The sequence below is a fragment of the Neisseria sp. 20925_1_37 genome (assembly GCF_041433255.1).
Classification (GTDB): Bacteria; Pseudomonadota; Gammaproteobacteria; order Burkholderiales; family Neisseriaceae; genus Neisseria; species Neisseria flavescens_D.
This window is the reverse complement of sequence record NZ_JAPWBC010000026.1, coordinates 1-3485: the sequence shown is the minus strand read 5'-3', so window position 1 is coordinate 3485 and position 3485 is coordinate 1. Positions and strand designations below refer to the sequence as shown.

At 40.9% G+C, this 3485-nt stretch carries 2 protein-coding genes and 1 pseudogene; all 3 read left to right on the top strand.

Translation table 11 applies throughout. The features are described from left to right. The first annotated feature begins 52 nt into the window (after window positions 1-52). Window positions 53-695: pseudogene (locus O3661_RS10550) on the top strand (IS1595 family transposase). A gap of 48 nt (window positions 696-743) precedes the next feature. Next, complete coding sequence (locus tag O3661_RS10545; RefSeq protein ID WP_371493387.1) at window positions 744-2369, top strand: malolactic enzyme; 1626 nt, start codon at window positions 744-746, stop codon at window positions 2367-2369. 83 nt (window positions 2370-2452) lie between these two features. Beyond that, window positions 2453-3400 carry an AEC family transporter gene (locus tag O3661_RS10540; protein ID WP_107737170.1) on the top strand — a complete coding sequence of 316 codons (948 nt, stop codon included), beginning with the start codon at window positions 2453-2455 and terminating at the stop codon, window positions 3398-3400. Window positions 3401-3485: the final 85 nt, after the last annotated feature.

Below are 3485 nucleotides of genomic sequence, written 5' to 3'. Positions count from 1 at the left end.
ATTCGTTTTAAGTAGTATAGACGTAGATTAGCGGTTATGCTAGGCTACAAAAATGCAGATAACCAATTGTAAATTAAGCAAGAGAGTTCAAAAGAAACTACTTGAATTTTTTGTACTCCAAGTTACCACCCGTTCCGCTGCCGATATTTTGGGCATTCAGCCCAACTCCGCTATTCTGTTCTACCGTAAAATCCGCACGGTTATCAACTATCATTTGGCCTTGGCTGCCGATGAGGTTTTTGAGGGCTCTGTCGAACTGGACGAAAGCTATTTCGGCGGACGGCGTAAAGGCCAGCGCAGCAGGAAAAGTGGTTGTCTTTGGCATTCTGAAACGCAACGGACGGGTCTATACCGTTGTCGTAGATAATGCCAAGTCTGATACTTTGATACCTGTTATCAAACAGAAAATCATGCCGGACAGCATTGTTCACACGGATAGCCTGAGCAGCTATGACAAGCTGGACGTAAGCGGTTTTATCCATTACCGTATCAACCATTCCAAGGAATTTGCAGACTGTCAGAACCACATTAACGGCATTGAGAATTTTTGGAATCAGGCAAAACGCGTCTTGCGCAAATACAACGGAATTGATCGCAAATCCTTCCCGCTGTTCTTGAAAGAATGCGAATTTCGGTTTAACTTCGGCACACCATCTCAACAGCTTAAAATTCTGCGGGATTGGTGTGGAATTTAGGGCTAATCTACGTCAGCCCCATAATATAAGTAAAAAGGAGGTTGCACTATGACTGCACATGATATTTTAAACAATCCTTTCCTTAATAAGGGAACTGCCTTTACCTTAGAGGAGCGAAAGGAACTAGGCCTTATTGGTTTACTGCCACCTTATGTTCAAACGATTGAGGAACAAGCAGCACAAACCTATGCACAAATGCAAACAAAGGTCAATGATCTGGAAAAACGTTTGTTCTTAATGGAAATCTTTAACACAAACCGGACTCTTTTCTATTACCTCTTTTCTCAACATTTGGAAGAATTCAATCCAATTGTGTATGACCCAACCATTGCAGATACCATTGAAGGCTATAGTGACCTCTTTGTAGATCCACAATATGCGGGATATCTTGATATTAATCATCCTGAAAATATTGAAGCCACTTTGAAAAATGCTGCTGGGGACCGTGAGATTCGACTCATTGTAGTGACAGATGCAGAAGGTATTCTTGGTATTGGAGACTGGGGGACAAATGGTGTCGATATTTCTGTTGGGAAATTGATGGTCTATACGGGTGCTGCAGGAATCGATCCTTCTATGGTCCTTCCTTTAGTCATTGATGCAGGAACTAACCGTGAAGAACTTCGTAACAATCTTAATTACTTAGGAAATCGTCACGAACGGGTCCGAGGGGATCGTTACTACGACTTCATTGACCGATTTGTTCAAACAGCAGAACGACTCTTTCCTAAACTCTACCTTCACTGGGAAGACTTTGGTCGCTTGAATGCTGCCAATATTCTTGAAAAATACCGGAAACAAATTCCGACCTTTAATGATGATATTCAAGGTACAGGAATCGTTACCTTAGGTGGAATCTTTGGTTCGCTGGATATTAGTGGTGAAAAATTAACCGATCAAGTTTATCTCTGCTATGGTGGTGGTACTGCGGGTGCAGGAATTGCCTCTCGTGTTCTCCGTGAAATGGTGAGTAAAGGTCTTTCCGAAGAAGAAGCCTATAAACGTTTCTTTATGGTTGATAAACAAGGTCTTCTCTTTGATGATATGGATGACTTGACACCAGAGCAAAAACCATTTGCTAAGAAACGTGCTGATTTTAGCAACGCAGACAAGTTGACTGACCTACTTGAAGTAGTGAAGACTGTGAAACCAACCATTCTTATAGGAACTTCAACTCAACCTAATACCTTCACTAAAGAAATTGTAGAAGCTATGTGCGAAAATACTGAACGTCCAATGATCTTTCCATTATCAAATCCAACCGAGCTAGCCGAAGCTAGTGCTAAAGATTTGATCGAATGGTCAGATGGCAAGGCTTTTGTCGCAACAGGAATTCCTGCTGATACGGTTTCTTATAAAGGTGTAGACTATGTGATTGGTCAAGCCAATAATGCCTTGATTTACCCAGGTCTTGGTTTAGGTATGCTGGCTTCTGAAGCAAGTCTTTTGACAGATGAAATGATTGGAGCAGCGGCTCATTCATTGAGTGGTATTGTCAATCCAGGCCAACCAGGAGCTCCTGTCTTGCCACCATTCAAGTATGTAGCAGATGTTTCTATTAAGGTAGCAGAAGCAGTCGCTAAAAAAGCGCAAGAACAAGGTCTTGCCCGTGCTAAAGAAACTGATATGGCTAAAGCAGTTCGTGATTTGAAATGGTATCCAACCTATAAATAAGTAAATGGAAATGGGGTGTACGAGTGCGACTGGATGCTTCGTACGCCCTAAACTATACGCTATGACATATAAAAAGGGAGACTATGGAAATCTTTTTAACTTCAATTCAGAGTATTGTACCTATTATTGTCATTATCATTTTAGGTTACTTCTTACAAGTCCGTGGTTGGTTTCAAGAGAGTTTTGGAAATGATTTATCAAAACTCATTATGAATGTGGCCATGCCAGTGGCAATTTTTACCTCTGTTCTTAAATATTTAACGTTAGATAAATTGATTAGCTTGTCTGGCGGTTTATTGTATACGTTTATCGCCTTCGTTCTCGGTTACCTAATGGCCTTTATAGCGGTGAAACTTTTTAGAGTGCGCCCGGGCCGTCGAGGAACCATGATTAATACCTTCGTGAATGCCAATACCATTTTTATTGGTTTGGCTTTAAACATAGCTCTGTTTGGAGATCAAGCCCTTCCCTACTTCTTGGTGTATTATATTACAAATACGGTATCTACTTGGACATTAGGTGTCTATCTAATGACCTCGGATAGCAAAGAAGGGGCTTCAAAACAAGCTCAAAAATTCAATTGGAAGAAGCTCTTCCCAGCCCCTTTATTGGGATTTCTCGTAGCCCTCGTATTTTTAGTGCTCCGTCTTCCTGTTCCAAGTTTTGCAGAAAGCACCTTGACTTATATTGGTAGTTTAACAACGCCACTATCTCTTGTCTATATCGGTATTGTTCTTGCTAAGGCTGGCTTGAATACGATTACTTTTGATAAAGATACAATTGTAACTTTGGTTGGACGCTTTATCCTAGCTCCTCTGACCATGCTTCTTGTATTGAAATTTTTTGCCCCAAATATGGCGACAGTAGAATTGAAGACCTTTATGATTCAGTCCGCTACACCAGCTCTAGCGGTTCTCCCAATCCTTGCTAATCAAGGAAAAGGAGATGTGGAATTTTCGACGAATGTGGTGACTCTAAGTACGGTTCTATTTATCGTTGTTATTCCAATATTAGAAACTTTGTTAGGATAAGAAGGACGTGATATTACGCTATTTTTAGTCCAACTGAAATCCATACTTTCCAACCAGGTCTTAAGAAAGCTCGTAAAAATTAGGC